Consider the following 21,346-nt stretch of genomic DNA (forward strand, 5'->3'; position numbering starts at 1 on the left):
ACTCACTCCGATATTACAATTCAACACATTTTTTATACTCAAAATCCGTGTGCTCCATTTGAAAACTGTAGCCGAATTGGTTAGATATAAACTTCACCCCAAGTATATCTACATCTTTATTCCAATGATTATGGCCATAGATCCAGTAGTCGATATCCCAGTCTCGGATTCGGTTTTCTAGATCCGCTACGAAGTACCGGTTGATAATAGGTCCTAAATAATTGTCATTACTTTTTGGATAGCCATTCGCTTGCTGACATGGAACAAAATGGGAAACCACAACTCTAGGGCGTTTCTTATCGAGACTCAGTACTTTGTTGAGCCAGGTAACTGCTTTCCCATGAAGGTTATCATGCTGAGTGTATTTAAATGGACCATCTGCGTATTTGCACTGTCTGAAATCAGCAATGTGTGATTTGATTAAAGAGGTGTTGACTCTTGACCAAAGTGTGGTGAATATTAAATCTACTCCTTCAATGGTAACCACCTGATGATTCAAATATCGAACATTCGTGTAGATGGTGAGTTCTAGGTTAAATGAAGCTGCAACATTTCCTTTTTTATAAAACTCGTGATTTCCTGGAATAATATATACTTCCTGCCAATGGTCGGATAAGTATTGAAAAAACTCGGGTCGAGTGACTTGACCACCTGAAATGATATCTATGTCACCTGCCAGAATCAGATACGGAGCTACAGGCTTTATCTTATTCCGCATAAGAAAGTGATAGTTTTCGTCAAATTCGACATGGAGATCAGATGCGTATTGAAATCTCATATTAGGGCGTTTCTTCTTTCTTTTTATTTGGCTTTTCGCATTTGTCATTATTTGACTTATCTGAGTTCTTTTTTCTATCAGAGAATTGAACATAAAAAGGTTCAAAGTACCTTAATCTTCCATCTTCAAGTTCTACGAGTACATGAGTCTCACTGTGGTAATTTGCCAGCTTGTAAACGAAACGATGAAAGAATCCCTTTATGCTTTTTCCTTTGTCGTTTACAAGAACTGGTCTTAGCTCATTTTTGCCAGTCATAACTAAATTCAATCTCGAAATTGGTTCATAATATCTCTATTGATATCGGATTGATATTGTCTTTTCCAGTGAGCTAAAATATTATATGTTAAATCAGCTAAGGCTATATTATAGTGATTGGCAGTTCTTTTGAGAAATAAATGTAAGTCTTCATCCAAATTTACCGTCCTATACTTACTACTCTTTGGCTCAGTTCTCGCCTTAACAAACTGTTCTAATTCCATAATCAAATTATTCTGCTTAAAAATGGCGGTCAAGATATAAAAACTAAATTACATCCACAGACTATAGTCTGTGGATAGCAGTCTTCGCATAATCTACTTTGGTCTCCATAAATGGAGGACAAACAGATCATAGCGGCGTATAGTAAGACTTTAAAAAAGCTGCGTATTGAGAAATCAATATCGCAAGAGAAGCTTGCATTTAAAGCTGGCCTACATCCTACTTATATCTCTCTTTTAGAAACAGGCAAAAGACAACCTTCCCTGTCTGTGATTTTTAGAATAGCCAAAGAATTAGGCTATCTACCAAATGAATTTGTAAAGAAAATTGAGGAAGCTGCTTGACTAGATTTAACTAATTTTCAATTAGCTCCATTCAATCAAAAAACGTCTATTCCATTTCATCTAAGCCTAAGACTGTTTCCAATAACTGAAACCGAACTCAAACTCATTGCCAAAGCGGCAAGCATTGGACTAAGTAGAAGGCCAAAAAATGGAAATAAAATTCCTGCAGCTACCGGCACTCCCAGCGTATTGTAGACAAAAGCAAAAAACAGATTTTGCTTAATGTTACGCATGACATCTGTACTAAGCTTACGTGCCCGGACGATCCCATCAAGTTCCCCTTTTACTAGTGTAAGACTTGCGCTTTCAATGGCTACATCTGTACCTGTTCCCATGGCAATGCCAACATTGGCTTGGGCTAAGGCTGGAGCATCATTGATACCATCTCCTGCCATGGCTACTATTTTTCCCTCTCTCTGAAGTTCCTTTACCTTTTCATATTTATGTTCTGGTAGAAGATCAGCCTCGTAGCCATCTAGACCCAATTTGTTAGCTACTGCTTGCGCAGTATTCTTGTTATCTCCGGTTAACATTATTACCTCTAAACCTTGGTCCTGAAGTGTTTTTATGGCTAAACCAGATGCTTCTTTGATGGAATCGGCTACACTAATAAACCCAACGATAGATTTTGAAATAACAACAAACATTACGGTTTCACCTTCTAGCTGTCGTTTCTCTACTTCTTCATTAAATTTGGTTTCTAACCGCAGGTTGAATTCTTCTAACAATTTACTGTTACCTATAGCCACATTCAATTCAGCAACCTTTCCCGTTACTCCTTTGCCGGTAATCGAGTTAAAATCATCAACACGCTGAATTTTAAATCCTTTTTTTTCTGCGCCCAAAACAATTGCATGAGCTAGCGGGTGTTCGCTGTTATGTTCCAAAGAAGCAGCCAATGTAAGAATCTCTTGCGTGGTATACTTATCGTTTAAAGACTCAACATGCTGCAGTGTTGGTTTGCCTTGAGTAATAGTCCCAGTTTTATCAATGACCAACGTTGTTACTTTATGCATTTCCTCTATGGCGCTAGCATTCTTTACTAAGATTCCTTGTTTGGCACCTTTACCGGTTCCTACCATAATGGACATTGGAGTTGCTAATCCTAATGCACATGGACATGCTATGATCAAAACAGTTACTGCACTGGTAAAAGCATAGACCAGTGCTGGGTCAGGACCCCAAACAGCCCAAACAATAAATGAAAGAATGGCAATGCCAACTACAACTGGAACGAAGTAACCCGAGACTTTATCTGCCAAATTTTGGATTGGTGCTTTAGTTCGGCTGGCCTTGTTAACCATATCGATGATTTGCGCTAGCAATGTGTCACTTCCTACCTTAAGTGCCTTCATTTGAAATACACTGGTACCATTGATCGTGCCACCAATGACATTAGCTCCTTCAGACTTCTCAACCGGAATGGGCTCTCCTGTAATCATAGATTCATCAATACTGCTCTTTCCTTCAGTAATTTCTCCATCAACGGGTATCTTCTCTCCAGGCTTAATTTTAATAATGTCATGCAATTTAACATGCTCCATAGGAATGATCATTTCGACACCATCTCTGATTACAGTTGCTTCAGGCGGTACCAGGTTGAGTAATTCCTTGATAGCTGAGTTCGTTTGACTCCTTGCTTTCGCTTCTAGTAATTGTCCCAAGAGAATCAGCGTTAGAATAACGACTGCTGCCTCAAAATATAAGTGCACAACTCCTCCTTCAGTTTTGAACTGATCAGGGAAAATTTCAGGGAATATCAAAGCAAAAATGCTAAAAAGGTACGCTGCTCCAGCTCCAAGGGTGATTAATGTCCACATATTTGGAGAACGATTGACAATAGACTTGTACCCTCTAATAAAGAAATTCCGACAAGAGTAAAAAATGACAGGAGTACTCAAGGCAAATTGTACCCAACCCCATGTTTCTTCGTTCCTGATTCCTGAAAGTGTTACACCAATCATATCACTCATGGCAATGAAAAATACCGGAAGCGTAAAAGCAACTGAAGTCCAGAATTTGGCAAGCATGTTCTTATATGCTTTCTGCTCCTCTGCACCGTCTTCACTTGACACCTCTTTGGGTTCTAAGTCCATTCCACATTTGGGACAAGAACCAGGATGGTCCTGTTCAATCTCGGGATGCATTGGACAAGTATAGATGGTCCCGGAACTTGACGATGCTTCTTCTTTCACTAAATCCATACCGCACTTAGGGCAATCGCCAGGCTTATCGTACTTTTTATCCCCTTCACAAAGCATTGGACAATAGTATTTTCCAGTGCTATCCATATCCTTTTGTTTGATTTCAGGCATGGGGTGATGGGTCTGGGTATGTGTTCCTTGAGGATGAATATCGTATCGGCCACCGTCATCTTTAAGTGCTTGTTTCAAAAGCTCAATTGGTATATGTTTATCCATTTTGACCATCGCCTCTCCCTTGCCTAAATCAATCGAGACTTCTGTGATTCCTGGAACTTGGCCCAAAATTTTTTCAACATGGCCTCTGCATCCTTCACAGGTCATTCCAGTAATTTGATAGGTATGTTTCATATTTGTACTTTGAATATTTGAATTTATATTTTCCTACTTCATAGCCTAAAAATTAATTCTAGTGTTTATGGTTTTCATGATCTGAATTACTAGTTCTATCAGATTCTTTTAGTGCCATCCCACATTTCGAGCATTTGTCTCCCTGTTTACCTACTATTTCCGGATGCATTGGACAGGCATAGACCTTGCTCTCTGATGATTCTTCCATCATGTTTTCATGATTAGCTTCATTCCTTTTTTGGCTACATCCTGTCAGATATAAGCTACTAGCCCATAGAATAAGTATCGAAGCTGTTAATGTTAAAATTGACTTTTTCATTTTATGAATTTTAATAGTTAAACATTTGAATTGTGGCTATAGTAATCACCAGGAGGATCACAATCCCCCAGATGATTCGAGTAGCCCATATTTTTAGTTTGGATTGAGGTTTTACATCCCCTTTCTTACAACACTCTTTCATTTTATAGTTTCTGTTATTTCTCCACAAGTGGGCATGTCCGCTCCGAAATAGGGGTTTTGGATTTCGTCTGAAAGACTGAGCCAATCTGCTCCTTTATTATTATCTACCATTGGACAGTGCTGGACATAAATATCCTTCTCTAATGGAACAAAGGATTTTGCTAGGCCGATCATGGAGTTGGACAATAGCTGAAAAGCTTTTCTCATTTCCCCTAAGTTCTGAAAATGCGCTGCATGTTGCATTGCCTCTTTTGCCTCACTACTGTAGTCCATCCATATCTGATGCGACTGGCCAGTAAAAACTGACATATTTATCTTGCCTAAGCCGTCCTGAAACAAGGTTGTTGCCTTTTTCGCACCTTCCAAATCGTCATTGACCAATGCGTCTTTGATTTTTAAATAATCCATCAACAAGGGCTTCAAAGCTTCCTTGGCTTTGGTGTTAACATTTACCTTTTTATTTTGTTCTTGAATCGAAGGCTTTGAAGCTATCGTTGTTGATCCTCCATGATTGTGGCCTGTCATCACAGGCCCTCCTTCAGGACTCATCATACTCGGTTTTCCTGCTAATTGTGCTGCAGCATCGATGCTGAAGGTGCCATTGACAGCAATTTCTTCTCCCTGCTCTAAGCCTTCTTCAATGATGTAGCTGGTTCCTAAAGTCGACCCTAATTTCACCTCTCTCATCAAAAAGCTTATGCCGTTGCCCGTTGTTTCCTTGACATAGACCACTGATCTTTTGCCCGTCCACATTACTGCCGTTTTAGGAATGATCACAGCATCAGAGCTACCAGAAGATAGTTGCGCTTCCAAAGTACCGGAGACAAACATCTCAGGTTTTAGTCTTAAGCCTTTATTGTTAACCTCCAGCCTTGCTTTGGCTACCCTTGTTCTAGGATTAATTACAGGATCTATGTAGGTTATTTGACCTTCAAATTCCTCTCCTGGTAATGAGGCGATTGTAAAGGTCACCAGATCCCCTTTTTTTGCCCAAGCCATATCGCTTTCGTAGATATCAAATAGCACCCAAACCTTGGAAAGGTTGGCTATTTCATAAATGGACTGTCCCTTGTTGATGTAATCCCCAAGGTTCACTTTCTTTTGTGTTACATATCCAGAAATGTCCGCATTGATGGGAAACTCATCTATCGGTTTTCCACTGCTAATGATGTCGTCAATCTGTCTATCGGTCAGCTTCCAATTTTTAAGTTTTCCTCTGGCGGCCTGATACAACGCTGGTTGACTATCCTTGATCTTTACTGCTTCAAAGAGTTCTTCCTGAGCTGTGACCAAATCGGGGGAATAGATATAGGCAATGGGTCGGCCTTTGCGCACATATTCACCAGTGAAATTAACATTAAGTTTTTCAATTCTTCCCTGAATATGAGAAGACTGAGAGTAGACTAGCCTTTCATCTTCCTGTACCTTACCATTTAACCTAAGGGATTTGATGGGTCTCATTTTCCCTACTACTTCAGTAGATATATTGGCCAATTGCATGGCCGTTGGAGACATGCTTACGGCCATAGCATTTACTTCCCCCTGATCTTGATCGACAGGAACTAAATCCATTCCACAAATCGGGCAAGAACCTGGTTCATCGCTCCTTATTTGTGGGTGCATTGAACATGTCCAGGTAGTTTCACTAGCTATCCCTGTAGCATGATTGTGTTCTTCCTTTGTGCCATTCTCTGAACCTCCAAAGAATAGCCAACCTAGCAATAAACCTCCTACTAAAGTGGCGAGTGCTACGGTAATTAGTGTTTTTATTGAGATGTTCATCTTAGTAATCTTTAGCTGTGATGTAATCGATTTTTGCCAATACTGTATGGTATTTTGTAAGTGCAGTGGCTTTCATTTTTTGATATTTCAATAGTTGCTGCTGCATTCTGAGTACTTCTTCAAACGCTATACCTGAATTGCCATAGGCCGTATATAGTAGATTTAGTGCCTGTTGAGTTTCAGCTATTTGTTGATCGTACAATCCAATCATTTGTCGTTGTTTGCTAAGTTCAAATGCCATTGTTTCATAGTTGGAGATTAACTTATTGGTGTATTCTCCTTTCTGGAACTGATAGCTTTCCTGCATTAACTGAGCTTCCTTTACTGAAGCTTTGTACTTACTTCTGAAAATGGGAATACTCATTGAAACCATAGGCATTAAAATGTCCTTGCCATTATCTGGTAGTTCTACATCCGATCTATTTCCTACTATGGCATAATCTAGTCCCACACCGAACTTTGGCAGTCCTTGCTTAATGGCAACTTGCTCCATTTCCCTACTTGCTTTCAATTTCAAGTCTATTTCCTTTAGTATTGGATTGTCAGCAAGCAGGCTGTCCCTTCGGTAATCGTTGCGCTGAGTTTCGATCACAAGTGAGTCCTGAACAATCACGTTTTCCGTTTCATTTCTGTTGAGTAATACATTGAATGCAGCCACTAACGGCTTCTTCTTCTCTTTCAGAATTTGAAGATTAGTAGTTGCATTTTTCAACATGATGTCTACTCGCAGTACGTCAACCATTGCACCGTTGCCATTCTCAAACTGCTTTGTTGAAATAGTTTTATAGGACTCCAGTATCTCTATGTTTTCCTGTTCGAGTGCAGTCCATTGCTCCAACTCATACAATGGATAATAGGAAGCCGCCACCTGATAGTAGAGTTGGTTACGCGCATCTAAAAATGCCTGATACTTTGCCTCTGCCAATAGTGCTGTTGCATCTCCTTTGGCCTTGAGCGTACCAAACCAGGGAAACATCTGAGTCAATGAAAACTTTGCTCTTTGCGGACCAACTCTTGTTTCAACAGCAGATAGAAAATATCCAATTGAAAATGTCGGGTCTGGCAGTGCCTTGGCCTGCGGGATCTTCTGCAAGGCCGCTTCGAACGTTTTGTATTCGGCTTGAAGTCCAGGATTATGCTCTGCAGCTTGATGGAAATAATCCACTAACGATTGAGCCTGAAGGTCATAAAAGCTACAAGCAGATAGTATTAATGATATAATAATGTTCTTTCTCATGATTGTAGTTTTTTAAGTTTTCGTTCTTCTCTGAGGCTGTATAGTACAGGCACGATGAAAATGCTGACCAACGAAACAGCCATGCCACCAAAAGACGGTATGGCCATTGGTATCATGATGTCTGATCCTCGACCTGTTGACGTCAGGATAGGAAGTAAGGCAATCATAGTGGTCGCAGCTGTCATCAATGCCGGTCTGATTCTTCTTACTCCGGCTTCAACTACTGATGTTCTGATACCATCTTCTGTATCAGGCTTATTGCGTGTGAAGCTCTGATCGAGATAGGTCGATATCAAAACTCCATTATCGGTGGCTATACCGAAAAGAGCTATGAAACCTACCCAAACAGCTACACTCAAGTTGATGGTATGCATCTGAAATAAGTCTCTGAGATTAGTTCCGAACACGGCGAAATCGGCAAACCATCCCTGACCGTACAACCAAATCATGATAAACCCGCCACAAAAAGCTAGGGCTATTCCGGAAAAGACCATGAGTGAGGTGGAAACCGAACCAAACTGGAAGTAGAGGATCAGAAAGACAATTCCCAGAACCAGAGGTACAATGATGGATAGTCTTTTCTCTGCTCTTACTTGATTCTCATAGCTGCCGGAAAACTTGTAGCTAATACCGGCTGGTACCTTCAGATCCCCTGAATCAATCCTTTCCTGGATTGCTCTTTGTGCATCAGTTACCACACTTACTTCTGAATAACCGTCATTTCGATCAAACAGAACATAGCCCACTAAAAAGGTCTCTTCACTTTTGATGGCCTGTGGTCCCCTGACATATTCAAAATCTACTAGCTGACCCATCGGAATTTGCGCTCCAGTAGGAGTTGCAATAAGAATTTTACTCAATGAGGCTGGATCATCTCTTAACTCTCTTGGATAGCGCACCCGTACTGGGAAGCGTTCTCTACCTTCCACGGTAGACGTTACCTTCATTCCACCGATGGCCGTTTCAATGGTCTGTTGCACATCTTCTACATTCAGACCATATCTTGAAATTTCCTCTCGATCAATATTCAGATGCAAGTACGGCTTACCTACTATTCTGTCAGCAAATGCTGCTTCTGCTTTTACCGAAGAGACTTCCTTCAATATTCCTTCTAACTGCATTCCAAAAGCTTCGATGGTAAGCAGGTCGGGCCCATATACTTTGATTCCCATGGGTGCACGCATCCCGGTTTGAAGCATGACCAATCGGGTTTCGATGGGCTGCAGTTTAGGAGCAGATGTTACTCCTGGGATTTTCGTCACCTTGATAATTTCTTCCCAGATATCATCAGGTGATTTGATATGTGGGCGCCAATTTCGGAAGTACGTCCCATTGCTATCTTCGGTCAAATCATCAAAGACGATTCCTTGAGTTAGTGCTTCTTTATGGGCGACAGCTTCACCAGACTTTAAAATAAACTTACCTTCCTTGTCTACTTCAAATCGAACTCTGTGTCCTTTCCTATTAAGTAGGTACTCAGGTTTATAGTTGATAGTATTTTCATACATACTAATAGGTGCTGGATCTAGTGCAGATTCTACTCGACCCAATTTGCCCACAGCCAACTCAACCTCGGGGATATTGGAAAGTAACATGTCCAATTGCCCCAAAACTTTGCGGTTGTATTCAATGCCGGAATGAGGCATTGAAGTAGGCATCAAAAGAAAACTTCCTTCGTCCAAAGAAGGCATGAATTCCTTACCAACACCAGGAAAAGTACTCGTCAAACCTGACCAACCCTTTGAACTTCTCAGATCCCAATTAACAGCATCAGCTGCTTTTGCAACCAGACCGAAAACTTTGTCAAAACCTAACCAAGCCGTAGCTCCAAACAGTACAATGAATGAAGGGATTAATAGGAATTTGAGTTTGTTGTCCAGACACCATCCAAGCAGAGGTTTGTAATACCTTTCAAGTAGGGTAAAGCTGCCCAAGATCAAACCGACGAGTAGCGTCACAAAGATGAAGTTGATCATCAAGGATTGCTGCGCACCCAATGGAAGCCAGTACTTGGCCAGCAACCAAGTGACGGTAAATACCGAGATGATCAATGTGAGATTACGGGTAAACCAGTTTTGTTTTGGGCTGTATTCCTGAATGAAATAAGATGCTCCAAATCCTATGAGCACCATGCCCATCCACATGCTTTGAAAGATCGATACGATTAGGCCGATTAGAATCAGTCCAATATTGAGCCACATGGCTGTACTTTTTCTTTTGATCTTTAGTCCAAAAAACCAGTGAGCCAGTGTTGGCAAAATGAAGAGTGCTACAATAAGTGCAGCCAACAAGGCAAAAGTCTTGGTGAAAGCCAAAGGCTGAAACAGTTTACCTTCGGCAGCTTGCATCGTAAAGACTGGAACAAAACTGACAATGGTAGTAGAAACAGCGGTGAGTATTGCAGATGATACCTCGGACGCTCCATTGTAAATTGTATCAATAAGTTTTTGGCCCGGTGGTGATTCATCAATGTGCTTGATGATGTTTTCAGAGAGAATAATCCCTAAATCGACCATGGTACCAATCGCAATGGCAATGCCTGACAATGCGACTATATTCGCATCAACACCAAAGTACCGCATGGAGATGAATACCATAAGGACGGCAATGGGAAGGATACTGGAAATAAGTAAAGAGGCTCTCAAATTGAAAACCATCACAATGACTACCAAAATGGAAATCAAGATTTCCAGAGATAAGGCTTCTTCCAGTGTGCCCAATGTTTCGTAAATGAGCTGCGAGCGATCGTAGAAAGGCACAATGGTCAATTGACTTTCTATTCCGTTACTCAATATTTTCTTGGGCAGCCCCGGTGCTATTTCTTTTATCTTGTCTTTTACATTGTTGATCACCTGCAAAGGGTTGGAGCCATACCTAGCTACAACTACTCCACCTACGACTTCAGCTCCATCTTTGTCCAAAAGACCTCTTCGGGTAGCTGGGCCGAGACTGACTACTCCAATATCTTGAATACGGATTGGAACATTATCCTGAACAGTGACCACAGCCTTTTCAATGTCTTCTACCTTTTTCACATACCCCAAACCTCTCACTAGATATTCAGCCTGATTGATCTCTATGGTTTTGGCTCCTACATCTCTATTAGATTTTTTAACCGCCATCATTACTTTATGCAATGGGATGTTGTATGCTTTCAGTGCATGAGGGTTAACATCTATCTGATATTCTTTTACAAAACCTCCAATTGAAGCCACTTCGGAAACCCCTTCCGTAGCGTTAAGCCCATACTTCACATAGAAATCTTGAACGGTACGAATCTCATGCAGATCCCAACCTCCGGTAGGATTTCCATTTTTATCCCGCCCCTCTATGGTATACCAATAGACTTGACCCAGAGCAGTAGCATCAGGACCAAGTGCCGGCTGTACAGCATCCGGCAATAACCCGGAAGGCAAGGAGTTTAGTTTTTCCAGAATACGTGAACGTGACCAATAGAATTCTATCTCTTCACTGAAGATGATATAGATACTAGAGAACCCGAAAATGGAAGAACTCCGAATAGACTTTACTCCCGGTATTCCTAAAAGATATGTAGTTAAAGGATATGAAATCTGATCTTCTATGTCCTGAGGAGAACGCCCTGGCCATGGAGTGAAAACAATTTGTTGGTTTTCACCTATATCAGGTATGGCATCAACTGGGACAGGATCAGAAGGCAAAGCTCCAACCTGCCAGCCAAATGGAGCGGTTACTATGCCCCAGGCAATAAAGCCAATGAGAATAAGTAAAGTGACGAGCTTGTTCTCTAAAAAGTATTTTATTATTCGATTCAGCATAATATGAATGATTAGAATTGAACATAAAGAATTTGTTCAAAAAGGCGAATAGCCTTTTGACCCGACAGAAATGCCAGGTTTAAGAAATCATATTATGCGGTCTTATATGCGGAATACCTGATGCAGAACAGAAATGTCCTGATCGATCAGAGGGGGTGAATAGTTTGCGTATTGAACCTCTTCATTGATTGAGGAGATAGGTAAGTGAAGAAATGTGATTATAAATGCAGCTACAAACTCAACATTAACACTACTCTGAACAATAGAAGGTTTGAAATCATCTTCTATATCAAGAGACTGGTATGTATTCTCACAACAGGGCCCTTTTTTAATGTGGGTGCCAATCGGAGAATCGTTTTCACACTCTTTATCCATATTAGCCATTCCGCAATCAAGTGCTTTATGCCCAAGGACAACTTTAGATTCAACAGCAAGACCACTACAATAATGAGTGGCCAACGAGAAACCTGAGTTGCCTGCGAGTAGAATAATTGCTAACGATATGGATATAAATTTTCTCACTACAACCAAAGATACGTAATTATAGAAGGTTTAGATTTATATAATTACAAGAATTCGTTACATAATTTTCAATCTGAATACTAATTGACTCATGTGAAATTTGTAACGAACAGACTTACATCAAATTTTCATTTATTATTATTTAGCAAGTTTAAGAATGCGAAGTGCCCCTCTGATAACTATTAAAAATATCATCGATCCAATAACTAGATCCGGGTATGGACTGGAAGTGAAATAAACCAATAGACCAGCTACGATCACACCAATATTAATGATGATATCATTCGAAGTGAATATCATAGAAGCCTGCATATGGGCCTCTTTGCTCTTTGTTTTTTGAATCAAGTATAGTGAGACTGAATTGGCAATTAAAGCCAAGCACGATACGGTGATCATTGTTTGAAAAACTGGCATTTCATCTACTCCTACAAACCTTCGAATCACTTCTATCAGACCTACGGCAGCCAGTGTGATTTGAAAATACCCACTCATCTTGGCGATGGACTTTTTCCTGGCAACAGCTGCTCCAACGGCAAGGAGACTCAATGCATAAACTATGGAATCTGCCAGCATATCTAATGAATCAGCCACCAACCCCATCGATCTGGAAATCCACCCAAATGTCATTTCGATAATGAAAAACCCGAAATTGATACCAAGTACCCACCATAGGGCTTTCTTTTGGAGATGGTCATCGCTATCTTCTTTTATTTCATCATTTGATTCCATACTATCAATAAGCGTAGCGTCTAATTTCAAAGCATAGATCTCTTGTTCGAAAACTGAGACTTCCCCTGTATGAAATACCGTAAGCCTTCTATTCGCAAGCTCAAAATCTAACCGCTGAATAGAAGGAATGCCTTCCAACTTCATTCGAATCATTTGCTCTTCAGAAGGGCAATCCATCTTTGTAATTATGAATGTGCTTTTTTGAATTATAGCCATCTTCTTACTTTTGCTTTATATTTTAAATAATCCTGCCCTTGAACATTTTCTAAATACTCTTCTTCTAGTCGAACTTGTGTCTGAATAGTAATAAAGGTCACAAATAGAATTGAAAAACTAAGTGTATTTGGAATGATCAAAAAAGTACCCAAATACGAAATCAGCACGCCTAGAAATATGGGATTTCGTGAATAGTTGAATAGTCCATGATTGATTAATTCGGTCTTCTCATTATAATCAATTCCAATTCTCCATGATTTGGACATTTGATATTGGGATATGCTAGTCCAGAGAAAAGAAAGAACTAACAGGATAAGTCCTGAAACCCTCAAGGGATCAGACTCCAAATAATCAATGGGAATAAGATATTGATATTGGTCAGGAAAAAATGAATAACACCCAATGGACATCCATGTTCCCAGAACCATTAATTTATACACACGTCCGATGTAGCCATGCGCCTTATCTGTTTTTCCGAAAACAAACGGGTTTACACCCGTCTGCTTCCAGAGAATAACTGACCTTAGAACAAAGACCAATAACAAGTAAACTAGTGTCGCAATTGGTAGGAATATCTGATAGAAATTCATTGTTGTAATTTTAGTGTTCGTGTTCCGCCTCTCCTTTCTTCATTTCTGCTAATAAATAGTAGGCATTGTTCCAGGCAACAATACTGTTTTTATTCAAAGTTTCAAGTGGCTTAATTTCAACCCAACCATCATCTTCAGTTCCCAAAACCACTTCAATGGGCTCAAATTCCCATTCTATTTCACCTCCTTCATCTTCTTTTGTTGCAGAAAATATGTAGAATTTTTCTCCCTCTTGAGCGACCCCCTGACGAGGTAGAGCATAAGCTTTAACTTCGTCAACCAATATGCGTCCCCGAACGTACATGCCAGGAATGAGTAGCCCTTCTTTGTTCTCAATTTCCGCATGTAAATGGATGGCTTTTGGATCTTGTTCAAACGCCTTGCCAACAGAATATATCTCTGCTTCCAACTCTTTATCTGGCGACGACTCTACTTTGAATTTTACTTTTTGACCCTTTTTCACCTTGCTCATATCCTTTTCAAAGACCATCAGGTCTGCATGAATATGATCAATATTGACGACCTCAAACATTTCTGTCTGAGGTTGAACATATTGTCCGGTTTTCACCTCTACTAACCGAATAAAACCTTCAATTGGACTTTTCACGGGCACCTGTTCATAAATTTTGCCTGTTTGAATCTTACCCGTATTGAGCCCAAATAATCTGAGCTGAGCTTCTAAACCTTTTACCGTACCATCCATCGATTTAAACTCGGCCTGAATTTTTTGAAACTCTTTTCCTGAGCCAACCTTTTCCTCATAGAGTTTCTTTTGTCTTTGATACTCTTTTTCTAAGTAGTGAAATTGGTTCCATGCGTTAACATAATCTGTCTGTAACTGAATCAAATTAGGGTGACTGATGTAGGCTAGAACTTGCCCCTTTCGTACTTTGTCACCTTCTATTACTTTTATAAGTGAGACATTGGCTCCAATAATGGCTGTGACAGTAGCCTCATTTTGAGGCGGCACCTCCAATTCGCCATTTGCTTCTACATAGGATGACAAGTTCTTACGTGGAATCGTATCTACTTTCATCTCCAGTGATTGGAATTGCTGAACTGAAAAGTGCACCTTGTCTCCATGCCCTTCTTTCTCTTCATGATCATTGTTTTCAGTAACTGTTGGTTTTCCACAAGCCACCATCAATATCACTACTGGTAGGAAGAGAATTTTTGATTTTATATTCGTTATACTCATTTTTCTTATCGTTTCAGAGAGTATTTAACACCCTCGATTTCGTTTAATTTCTTCTATTAATTATTGGCCTATGAGGTATTCCAATTCTATTATGGCTTGGTTGTACTCATTTATAGTATTGAGGTAATTGAATTTTAATTGCAATCCCTGATTGAGACTTTGAAAGTATTCCACGTAATCAATGGCTCCATTTTCAAAGCTCTTTTGAGCGTTTTGGATAATTAATTCAGCTTGAGGCACCGCCTTTTCTTGATAGTAATTCAGACTACCTCGATACTTGAAAACCGCTTGTAACTGCTGGTCATATTGACCTTTTAAAACTGTTGAAAAGTAATCAGCCCTCGTTTGTGCCATTTCACTCTTGAGCTTGGCAACTTTGATCTTGGCTTTGTCAGATCCGTAAAACAATGGAATAGAAATGCCAGCTTGTATGCCACTGAAGCGATCCGAAGAACCAGCAATTTCTCCATTGGTATTTACTGTACCCGTTAAAGATTGATTAAAATATCCAACGGATAAACCAGGGAGCATTTTTGAGGATTGGACCGACACATTTGCGTCTGCAATCTCAATTTGCTGAATGATATAAGCCATCTTGGGATTATCATCTATTCGAGCTGAATCAATATTAGAAATGAGGCCTCTTACTCCCAATTGTTCAGGATTAAAGGTCATCTCATCTTTTGCATTCAAAAGTACCCTAAGCTCGTACTCTTGAATCTCGGTATCTGATTGTAACAATTGCAGATTATTTTGTATTTCCATGACCCGTGTTTCCGCTGCTGCTTTTTCTAAGTAGCCAGATGCTTCCGTCTCATATCTGATGTTGGCAGCATGTAAGAAACGTCGGAAAAGGCTATCCTGAAAGGCCAATAATTCTTGCCTTTCTCTGAGATAGACGAGTTGGAGCCAGGATTGCTTGATATTCCTTTTCAGTTCGTTTTCAGTAACCTTGAGCAGCTTTTCAGAACCAGAAATCTGTGCTTTGGCCAATTTGCTTTGGTTTGAATATACAGTTGGGAACTCAAAACTCTGGTTCAATTCCCAGGCAAAATCATTTTCAAAGCTGTTGTATTGTCCGTATTGAATACCGAAATCAGTTTTGCCAGGATTGAAACTTCCTCGCTTATTTTGTCGCTCTGCTTCGATATTGGTTTTGGCTACCTGCACATTCCCATTGTTGGCCAACCCAATTTCAATAGCCTGCGCAAGGGTGGTAATTTGTTGTTGTTCCGAGCCCTGTGCCTTAGACTCATTTACTGAGAATACAAAGAGTAAACCAATCACCACAGATGCTAGACTTGCTTTTGGTAAGGTAATTTTGCTGGATCTACTCTCAACCCATTGATAAAGAACAGGAAGCACGAACAAGGTCAGAAATGTTGCGGTGATCATTCCACCTATTACCACAGTAGCCAATGGACGTTGTACTTCTGCGCCAGCAGAACTGGAAATAGCCATAGGTAAAAACCCAAGCACATCAGTAAGAGCTGTCAACAAGATGGGTCTTATCCGTCTCTTAGCACCCAATCGAATCCGTCGATTGAGATCGGTCATTCCTTCCTCTTTCAATTCGTTCCAACCGCCAATAAGGACGAGTCCATTTAATACCGCTACTCCGAAAAGCACAATAAAGCCTACCCCAGCTGAAATACTAAAAGGCATGCCACGCAACCAAAGTGCGAAGACACCACCTATAGCAGCGAGGGGAATGGCCATATAAATCATAAGAGACTGTCGAAACGATTTCAGTGCAAAGAAGATTAATAAGAAGATCAAGCCTAAAGCTACTGGTACAACCACCTGAAGTCTTTTGCTTGCTCTTTCTAGGTTTTCGAATGCTCCGCCATAACGAATGTAGTATCCCGCTGGCAGCTCCAACTTGGATTCTAATTTTTTCTGAATTTCAGTTACTAAGGATTTCACATCTCGACCTCTGACGTTGATACCTACATAGATTCTTCTATTGGTATTATCCCTGCTGATTTGCATTGGCCCTGGCTGGTAACTTATTTCAGCTACTTCCTTTAATGGAATTTGTGAACCGTTTGGAATATTTATGTAAAGATTTTTAAGGTTATCAATGCTTTTTCGATGCTCTTCATTCAACCTCACCACAAGGTCGAATCGCTTTTCTCCTTCAAATATTACTCCTGCCTTTCCTCCTGCAAATGATGATTCAAGTATCAAATTAAGCTGATTCACATTAAGCCCATATTGAGCTAGTTTGTATCTATTGTACTTTACTGTCATTTGTGGAAGGCCTTTTGTAGCTTCCACGCGCATATCTCCAATACCCGGAGTGCCTGCTATGATTTTCGCTACTTCTTCTGCTTTGCTGGCCAGAATATTGATATCCTCTCCATAAAGCTTAATGGCTATATCTTCTCGGACACCTTCAAGCAATTCATTGAAACGCATTTCAATGGGTTGAGTGAACTCATAATTAACTCCTGGAATTTGCTCAACAGTCTTCTTCATTTTTTCCACCAGCTCGTCTTTTGAAGAAGCAGACGTCCATTCATCTTTTGGTTTGAGAATAACAAAAACATCAGCCAAATCCATGGGCATGGGGTCTGTAGGGACTTCTGCTACGCCAATACGACTAACTATCTTTTCTACCTCTGGAAACTCTTGCTTGACTAATTTTTCAATCTTAGTCGTGGTTTCAATTGTTTCAGTTAAGGAGCTGCCCGGCTTCAATATGGCATGGAAGGCAAGATCCCCTTCATCCAACTCAGGAATAAATTCACCTCCCATTCGGGAAAAGGTGAATATTGCGAGTACCAATAACACGATAGCAGAGGACATCAATATCCAGCTCTTTTTCAAAGCCTTGCCCAAAACAGGTTCATATATATTTTCTAACCATACTACGAAACGATCTCCCCAGGACACTTTGTCCGTATTGCCCATTCTTATAAACCAAGCCGACATCATAGGAACATAGGTCAAACACAAAATCATGACACCTATCATGGCGAACATGAAAGTAAGTGCCATAGGTTGGAACATTTTTCCTTCTACACCTTCTAAGGCCAATATTGGAATAAATACAATTAGGATAATTAACTGTCCAAAAAAGGCAGAATTCATCATTTTGCTAGAAGCACTATATGCAACTTCATCTCTCAATTCCTTAGTGACGGATTGCTTTTTGAGTACCCTGTCATGCAATAGGAAAACGGTGCTTTCCACAATGATAACTGCACCATCTACAATGATCCCAAAGTCTATGGCTCCCAAACTCATGAGGTTTGCCCACACATCAAACACATTCATCAGAATGAATGCGAATAGTAATGAAAGAGGGATGGTGGATGCCACGATTAGCCCACCTCTCCAATTACCTAATAGAAAGACTAACACAAAAATGACAATCAAAGCTCCTTCTGTTAGGTTTTGTCCAACTGTTCCAGTGGTCTTCGCAATCAGTTTGCTTCGGTCAAGCAGCGGTTCAATAATCACTCCTTCCGGAAGTGACTGTTGGATTAGCTTCATTCGCTCTTTGACATTGGAAATGACATCATTGGAATTAGCTCCTTTTAACATCATTACCAACCCACCGACAACTTCACCAACTCCATCTTGAGTGAGTGCACCGTAGCGAATGGCTGATCCATATTGAACTTTTGCGACATCCTTTATCTGTATAGGCAGACCATTAGTGGTTTTCACTACGATATTCTCTAGGTCTTTAAGGCTTCGAGCTAATCCTTCTCCTCTAATGAAATTTGCTTGATGGTCTTTTTCAATATATGCTCCGCCTGTGTTTTGATTGTTATTTTCAAGCGCTTGAAAAACATCCAATGTAGTGATACCAATGGCCTTGAGCTTATCAGGGTCTATGGCCACCTCATATTGTTTGATTTTACCACCAATAGCATTGATTTCTACGACACCGGGCACCATTGCCATTTGTCGTTGGACAATCCAATCTTGAATTGTTCTAAGGTCTGTAGGTGTATACTGACCTTGATGATCTTCATCAACCTTTAAAGTGTATTGATAGATTTCACCCAATCCAGTACTAATTGGCCCCATCGAGGGTTCACCAAAACCTTTTGGAATATCCTCTTTCACCTCAGTTAGTTTTTCTGCAACTAACTGACGAGGCAGGTAGGTTCCCTGATCATCCTCAAAAACAATAGTAACTACAGAAAGACCGAACCGAGAGATGGAGCGAATTTCTATTACTCCTGGAAGATTGGACATGGCAATCTCCACTGGATAGGTGACGAATTGCTCAATGTCTTCAGTTCCTAAATTAGGAGCTTGCGTGATTACCTGTACTTGATTATTGGTGATATCTGGTACAGCGTCGAGCGGAACTTTGGTAATACTCCAAATGCCCGTGACAATAAGTATTATAGTGAGTATTGCAATTAAGAGTTTATTCTTAATTGAGAACTCAATTAAAGCATTGATCATATTAAAATGAGTTTAATATTCAGTTTGAAATAATAATGAATAGCCGATCTTCACAATCAACTATAGGAACAGATTTATCCCTATGATAGACTGAATTTAAACTTTGGGAGGTTGCAGAACCGACATTTGAAACCCATCGGTTAATAGGTCTGAATAGCTGGTTTCAAGAAGAATATATGGAAGCACTACTAGATTAGAATAAAAAGAAGGATGTGTGGTAAAATGCGATTGGCAACATTGACACACACAAAACGGTGAACATAAATCAACATCGGCATCATGATCATGATCTGCATTCAATGCAGAGATCGATACCGAGTCAACTTGACTCAAATCATTATCCGCACATGGAACTAAGGATAGTCCCAAAATAAACAATGCCAATATGATTGCTATTGATCGCATAAGGCAAACATAGGAAATAAACAATGCAACCTGTTTGCAAAGTTCAATAGTTGGTTAATTACAATTAGCACAGGTTCCTTTATACACCATGCTGGCACTTGAAGCTTTGAAGCCAGAAGGAATTTGTGTTTGAGGTATCTTGGATTTCGTTAGGCAATAAGTTTCACCGCATTCCACGCAGTGGAAATGAATGTGTTGATCTTGCGGCGCACATTCACAACCTTCTTCGCAAAGAGCGTATTTCAAAGACCCTGTTCCGTCTTCAATACTGTGAATGAGTCTTTTCTGTTCAAAGGTTTTGAGCGTACGGTAAAGCGTTGCTGTGTCTGCTTTTTCAAATTTAGCTTCCAAGTCCTTAAGACTGATAGCTGCAGCATTCTCCACCAATTGCTTTAAAACCAATAGCCGCATGGCAGTTGGTTTGATGTTTTTGTCTTCTAGTTTTTGTTCGAGCATGATATACTTGGCAAAAATACTAACAACAATTGCTTTTACCGCCTTCCTGAATAGGTGGACACGCATTGGTTCCGTAACTGCAATAAACGCAACAGTCACCTTGTTTTGGTTTAAGCACTTCTTTGCAATTTTCGCATTCATAGAAAAACTGACAAGCATCTGTTGGCATTGTTTCTTTTTTCTGATGTCCGCATTTCGGACATGTTATCGCTGATTCAAGAACTACCTCACTCATTTTGATTTGTTTACGGATTCTACTTTGTAACCTGTTCGGGCTACTGCTGTTTTGATCTCCTCAATGCTTGTTTTGGACTCGTCAAAAGATACAACTGCACTTTCTTGTTGATACGACACATCCAATTTTGAAATGCCTTTTAGCTGAGATATTTCATGTTTTACGTGTTCCTCGCATCCTGCACATGTCATTCCAGAAATTTCAATTTCATAAGTAGATTCTAGGTTGACATTTATAGAATCTGACAACTCGGTTTTTGGAAAAAACGAGTCAGCGTAATATGGGAAGGCGAGCATAGTTGCAGCGAATATTGTTACTATTACGAGGAACTTCTTGGTATGCCAGAAGGAAGGTTTTTCCTCATCCTCGCAAACACATTCAATTTCCGCTTCAGTTCGTGATCTCAGCTTTTGATACCATGCAAACCCCAACACAACAACGGTTAAACCAATTAGCCAAGGACGAAATGGTTCAATCAAAGAAAATGATGCTGCAGCACCGCTAGATCCAGCAAGAAATGCAAGTACAGGAGTTATGCAGCAAAGTGACGCGCTAATTGCAGCTAAAACACCTGAAATAACCCATGGATTCGTTTTTTTGCTACTCATGAGTTGTGACTTTTTCGTTTTCTATGAGCTTGAGTATAGGATTTAGAATTAGATTGCTCGATTTAGCGATAGAATAAAATATGGTTTGTCCTACCTTGTTTGATTCGACTAACCCAGCATCTTTTAGCTTCTTTAGGTGTTGCGAAATCGCAGGTACTGTCATACCCAAAATATCACTTAGATCACAAGGACACATTTTGGATTCTTTGTCTAAGAGGAAAAGCATTTTGAGCCGAACTTCGTTACCTGCTAGGTCAAGTGCCTTGGCCAGTTTGCTGATAGCTGCATCTACTTTTTCTATGTCTTGCTTACATTGACTTATCTGCTCAACGTCGGCGTAAACCCTAATACATGATTTTGTCATTCGGAACGTATTTAAGTGACTGCTTAAATATACGTAACAAAAGGAGAGCGCGTTCAGTATTTAAGTAAATACTTGAATAAAGGTTTGAGGTTCGTTTTGTGAGACTTATAATCTTTCAGCCTATTTGAAATGAGCACTTATATGTAAATTACTTTATTCACATA

At 40.1% G+C, this 21,346-nt stretch carries 18 protein-coding genes; 1 reads left to right on the top strand and 17 read right to left on the bottom strand.

The features are described 5' to 3' along the window. Positions 1 to 13: 13 nt before the first annotated feature. Positions 14 to 778, bottom strand: coding sequence for a metallophosphoesterase (locus tag B9A58_RS00660; RefSeq protein WP_176214635.1), 765 nt, complete (start codon positions 776 to 778; stop codon positions 14 to 16). 1 nt (position 779) lies between these two features. Next, a complete protein-coding gene (locus B9A58_RS20290; RefSeq protein ID WP_176214636.1) occupies positions 780 to 1,034 on the bottom strand; it encodes a hypothetical protein in 255 nt (84 codons plus the stop codon). Between the two features lie 335 nt (positions 1,035 to 1,369). Between B9A58_RS20290 and B9A58_RS00670 the strand changes: the two genes are divergently transcribed. After that, complete coding sequence (locus tag B9A58_RS00670; RefSeq protein ID WP_084370499.1) at positions 1,370 to 1,600, top strand: helix-turn-helix domain-containing protein; 231 nt, start codon at positions 1,370 to 1,372, stop codon at positions 1,598 to 1,600. Between the two features lie 56 nt (positions 1,601 to 1,656). Here the strand turns inward: B9A58_RS00670 and B9A58_RS00675 are convergent, their stop codons facing one another. The 15 genes from B9A58_RS00675 to B9A58_RS00740 all read right to left on the bottom strand — a co-directional run bounded on the left by B9A58_RS00675 (position 1,657) and on the right by B9A58_RS00740 (position 21,182). Beyond that, positions 1,657 to 4,152, bottom strand: a complete 2,496-nt coding sequence (locus tag B9A58_RS00675) for a heavy metal translocating P-type ATPase (RefSeq protein ID WP_084370500.1) — start codon at positions 4,150 to 4,152, stop codon at positions 1,657 to 1,659. A 58-nt stretch (positions 4,153 to 4,210) separates the two neighbouring features. Continuing rightward, a complete protein-coding gene (locus B9A58_RS00680; protein WP_084370501.1) occupies positions 4,211 to 4,471 on the bottom strand; it encodes a heavy metal-binding domain-containing protein in 261 nt (86 codons plus the stop codon). A gap of 138 nt (positions 4,472 to 4,609) precedes the next feature. Then, the gene (locus B9A58_RS00685; RefSeq protein ID WP_084370502.1) at positions 4,610 to 6,394 is read right to left on the bottom strand and encodes an efflux RND transporter periplasmic adaptor subunit; all 1,785 of its coding nucleotides are present in this window, start codon (positions 6,392 to 6,394) and stop codon (positions 4,610 to 4,612) included. 1 nt (position 6,395) lies between these two features. Continuing rightward, positions 6,396 to 7,631, bottom strand: coding sequence for a TolC family protein (locus B9A58_RS00690; RefSeq protein ID WP_084370503.1), 1,236 nt, complete (start codon positions 7,629 to 7,631; stop codon positions 6,396 to 6,398). Further along, positions 7,628 to 11,428, bottom strand: a complete 3,801-nt coding sequence (locus tag B9A58_RS00695) for an efflux RND transporter permease subunit (RefSeq protein ID WP_084370504.1) — start codon at positions 11,426 to 11,428, stop codon at positions 7,628 to 7,630. The genes B9A58_RS00690 and B9A58_RS00695 overlap by 4 nt, the downstream gene beginning before the upstream one ends. A gap of 102 nt (positions 11,429 to 11,530) precedes the next feature. Next, positions 11,531 to 11,950, bottom strand: a complete 420-nt coding sequence (locus B9A58_RS20840; protein ID WP_084370505.1) for an HYC_CC_PP family protein — start codon at positions 11,948 to 11,950, stop codon at positions 11,531 to 11,533. Positions 11,951 to 12,088: 138 nt separating this feature from the next. Further along, on the bottom strand, positions 12,089 to 12,886 hold the full coding sequence (locus B9A58_RS00705) for a cation efflux transmembrane domain-containing protein (RefSeq protein ID WP_185117750.1): 798 nt from the start codon (positions 12,884 to 12,886) through the stop codon (positions 12,089 to 12,091). Further along, positions 12,886 to 13,485, bottom strand: a complete 600-nt coding sequence (locus B9A58_RS00710; RefSeq protein ID WP_084370507.1) for a methyltransferase family protein — start codon at positions 13,483 to 13,485, stop codon at positions 12,886 to 12,888. Before B9A58_RS00710 ends, B9A58_RS00705 begins: the two co-directional genes overlap by 1 nt. Positions 13,486 to 13,495: 10 nt before the next feature. Next, entirely contained in the window at positions 13,496 to 14,683 is a 1,188-nt protein-coding gene (locus B9A58_RS00715) for an efflux RND transporter periplasmic adaptor subunit (RefSeq protein ID WP_245826955.1), read from the bottom strand. Positions 14,684 to 14,743: 60 nt separating this feature from the next. Then, on the bottom strand, positions 14,744 to 19,114 hold the full coding sequence (locus B9A58_RS00720) for a CusA/CzcA family heavy metal efflux RND transporter (RefSeq protein WP_084370509.1): 4,371 nt from the start codon (positions 19,112 to 19,114) through the stop codon (positions 14,744 to 14,746). Between the two features lie 96 nt (positions 19,115 to 19,210). Next, positions 19,211 to 19,519, bottom strand: a complete 309-nt coding sequence (locus tag B9A58_RS20770; RefSeq protein WP_394334421.1) for a DUF6660 family protein — start codon at positions 19,517 to 19,519, stop codon at positions 19,211 to 19,213. Positions 19,520 to 19,573: 54 nt separating this feature from the next. Next, positions 19,574 to 20,041 (bottom strand): Fur family transcriptional regulator, encoded by a 468-nt coding sequence (locus B9A58_RS00725; protein WP_317042033.1) that lies wholly within the window; start codon positions 20,039 to 20,041, stop codon positions 19,574 to 19,576. Next, the gene (locus tag B9A58_RS20580) at positions 19,995 to 20,210 is read right to left on the bottom strand and encodes a GDCCVxC domain-containing (seleno)protein (protein WP_084370511.1); all 216 of its coding nucleotides are present in this window, start codon (positions 20,208 to 20,210) and stop codon (positions 19,995 to 19,997) included. Before B9A58_RS20580 ends, B9A58_RS00725 begins: the two co-directional genes overlap by 47 nt. Then, positions 20,207 to 20,818 (bottom strand): mercuric transport protein MerTP, encoded by a 612-nt coding sequence (gene merTP, locus B9A58_RS00735; protein ID WP_084370512.1) that lies wholly within the window; start codon positions 20,816 to 20,818, stop codon positions 20,207 to 20,209. The genes B9A58_RS20580 and merTP overlap by 4 nt, the downstream gene beginning before the upstream one ends. Beyond that, positions 20,811 to 21,182, bottom strand: a complete 372-nt coding sequence (locus tag B9A58_RS00740) for an ArsR/SmtB family transcription factor (RefSeq protein WP_084370513.1) — start codon at positions 21,180 to 21,182, stop codon at positions 20,811 to 20,813. The genes merTP and B9A58_RS00740 overlap by 8 nt, the downstream gene beginning before the upstream one ends. Positions 21,183 to 21,346 lie beyond the last annotated feature (164 nt).

It is taken from the genome of Reichenbachiella faecimaris (genome assembly GCF_900176375.1).
In the GTDB taxonomy this organism is placed as follows: domain Bacteria; phylum Bacteroidota; class Bacteroidia; order Cytophagales; family Cyclobacteriaceae; genus Reichenbachiella; species Reichenbachiella faecimaris.

What these genes read in the sequence shown, in the direction of transcription:
- B9A58_RS20580 (WP_084370511.1), bottom strand. Translation starts at nt 20,210, where the DNA reads ATGAGTGAGGTAGTTCTTGAATCAGCGATAACATGTCCGAAATGCGGA.
- B9A58_RS00725 (WP_317042033.1), bottom strand. Translation starts at nt 20,041, where the DNA reads ATGCGTGTCCACCTATTCAGGAAGGCGGTAAAAGCAATTGTTGTTAGT.
- B9A58_RS20770 (WP_394334421.1), bottom strand. Translation starts at nt 19,519, where the DNA reads ATGCGATCAATAGCAATCATATTGGCATTGTTTATTTTGGGACTATCC.
- B9A58_RS00685 (WP_084370502.1), bottom strand. Translation starts at nt 6,394, where the DNA reads ATGAACATCTCAATAAAAACACTAATTACCGTAGCACTCGCCACTTTA.
- B9A58_RS00680 (WP_084370501.1), bottom strand. Translation starts at nt 4,471, where the DNA reads ATGAAAAAGTCAATTTTAACATTAACAGCTTCGATACTTATTCTATGG.
- B9A58_RS00715 (WP_245826955.1), bottom strand. Translation starts at nt 14,683, where the DNA reads ATGAGTATAACGAATATAAAATCAAAAATTCTCTTCCTACCAGTAGTG.
- B9A58_RS00710 (WP_084370507.1), bottom strand. Translation starts at nt 13,485, where the DNA reads ATGAATTTCTATCAGATATTCCTACCAATTGCGACACTAGTTTACTTG.
- B9A58_RS00660 (WP_176214635.1), bottom strand. Translation starts at nt 778, where the DNA reads ATGAGATTTCAATACGCATCTGATCTCCATGTCGAATTTGACGAAAAC.
- B9A58_RS00690 (WP_084370503.1), bottom strand. Translation starts at nt 7,631, where the DNA reads ATGAGAAAGAACATTATTATATCATTAATACTATCTGCTTGTAGCTTT.
- merTP (WP_084370512.1), bottom strand. Translation starts at nt 20,818, where the DNA reads ATGAGTAGCAAAAAAACGAATCCATGGGTTATTTCAGGTGTTTTAGCT.
- B9A58_RS00675 (WP_084370500.1), bottom strand. Translation starts at nt 4,152, where the DNA reads ATGAAACATACCTATCAAATTACTGGAATGACCTGTGAAGGATGCAGA.
- B9A58_RS00670 (WP_084370499.1), top strand. Translation starts at nt 1,370, where the DNA reads ATGGAGGACAAACAGATCATAGCGGCGTATAGTAAGACTTTAAAAAAG.
- B9A58_RS20290 (WP_176214636.1), bottom strand. Translation starts at nt 1,034, where the DNA reads ATGACTGGCAAAAATGAGCTAAGACCAGTTCTTGTAAACGACAAAGGA.
- B9A58_RS00720 (WP_084370509.1), bottom strand. Translation starts at nt 19,114, where the DNA reads ATGATCAATGCTTTAATTGAGTTCTCAATTAAGAATAAACTCTTAATT.
- B9A58_RS00695 (WP_084370504.1), bottom strand. Translation starts at nt 11,428, where the DNA reads ATGCTGAATCGAATAATAAAATACTTTTTAGAGAACAAGCTCGTCACT.
- B9A58_RS00740 (WP_084370513.1), bottom strand. Translation starts at nt 21,182, where the DNA reads ATGACAAAATCATGTATTAGGGTTTACGCCGACGTTGAGCAGATAAGT.